Source organism: Acinetobacter sp. CY17 (assembly GCF_059515825.1).
Map to the genome: position 1 here is coordinate 1 of NZ_JCAKMX010000047.1, position 1835 is coordinate 1835.

Annotated in this window: 1 rRNA gene; it reads right to left on the reverse strand. The window is 49.6% G+C overall.

Annotated features, from left to right (window positions below):
• Window positions 1–209 precede the first annotated feature (209 nt).
• Window positions 210–1746, reverse strand: a 16S ribosomal RNA gene (locus AC5YCI_RS16030).
• Window positions 1747–1835: the final 89 nt, after the last annotated feature.

The following is a 1835-nucleotide window of genomic DNA, read 5'->3' on the forward strand; positions in this document are numbered from 1 at the left end:
ATTGCTTGCTTTGATTTCAACGAGTATGAACAATTTATTTCAACTCAAATATAATCTGTTAATGATTTCTCTAGCCTTCGTCAGGTCTAGATGCTGTGATAAATCACAGAGATTAATAAGCATTAAACTTACTAAGCTCTCTAATCTATCAAGAGACTTATTACAAAGAACAACTTGTTGTGGATTCTTACCGGTCGCCAATCTTTCGTTAAGGAGGTGATCCAGCCGCAGGTTCCCCTACGGCTACCTTGTTACGACTTCACCCCAGTCATCGGCCACACCGTGGTAAGCGTCCTCCTTACGGTTAGACTACCTACTTCTGGTGCAACAAACTCCCATGGTGTGACGGGCGGTGTGTACAAGGCCCGGGAACGTATTCACCGCGGCATTCTGATCCGCGATTACTAGCGATTCCGACTTCATGGAGTCGAGTTGCAGACTCCAATCCGGACTACGATCGGCTTTTTGAGATTAGCATCCTCTCGCGAGGTAGCAACCCTTTGTACCGACCATTGTAGCACGTGTGTAGCCCTGGTCGTAAGGGCCATGATGACTTGACGTCGTCCCCGCCTTCCTCCAGTTTGTCACTGGCAGTATCCTTAAAGTTCCCACCCGAAGTGCTGGCAAATAAGGAAAAGGGTTGCGCTCGTTGCGGGACTTAACCCAACATCTCACGACACGAGCTGACGACAGCCATGCAGCACCTGTATCAGAGTTCCCGAAGGCACCAATCCATCTCTGGAAAGTTCTCTGTATGTCAAGACCAGGTAAGGTTCTTCGCGTTGCATCGAATTAAACCACATGCTCCACCGCTTGTGCGGGCCCCCGTCAATTCATTTGAGTTTTAGTCTTGCGACCGTACTCCCCAGGCGGTCTACTTATCGCGTTAGCTGCGCCACTAAAGCCTCAAAGGCCCCAACGGCTAGTAGACATCGTTTACGGCATGGACTACCAGGGTATCTAATCCTGTTTGCTCCCCATGCTTTCGTACCTCAGCGTCAGTATTAGGCCAGATGGCTGCCTTCGCCATCGGTATTCCTCCAGATCTCTACGCATTTCACCGCTACACCTGGAATTCTACCATCCTCTCCCATACTCTAGCTTCCCAGTATCGAATGCAATTCCTAAGTTAAGCTCAGGGATTTCACATCCGACTTAAAAAGCCGCCTACGCACGCTTTACGCCCAGTAAATCCGATTAACGCTCGCACCCTCTGTATTACCGCGGCTGCTGGCACAGAGTTAGCCGGTGCTTATTCTGCGAGTAACGTCCACTATCCTAGAGTATTAATCTAAGTAGCCTCCTCCTCGCTTAAAGTGCTTTACAACCAAAAGGCCTTCTTCACACACGCGGCATGGCTGGATCAGGCTTTCGCCCATTGTCCAATATTCCCCACTGCTGCCTCCCGTAGGAGTCTGGGCCGTGTCTCAGTCCCAGTGTGGCGGATCATCCTCTCAGACCCGCTACAGATCGTCGCCTTGGTAGGCCTTTACCCCACCAACTAGCTAATCCGACTTAGGCTCATCCATTAACGCAAGGTCCGAAGATCCCCTGCTTTCCCCCGTAGGGCGTATGCGGTATTAGCAGTCGTTTCCAACTGTTGTCCCCCATTAATGGGCAGATTCCTAAGCATTACTCACCCGTCCGCCGCTGAATCCAGTAGCAAGCTACCTTCATCCGCTCGACTTGCATGTGTTAAGCCTGCCGCCAGCGTTCAATCTGAGCCATGATCAAACTCTTCAGTTTAAAATCAATAGTGCCTATAGGGCACCAATCTTGGCTCATCAATTACTGACAAAAAATTTGCTCAAATAAACTTCGAGAAATTCTTACCA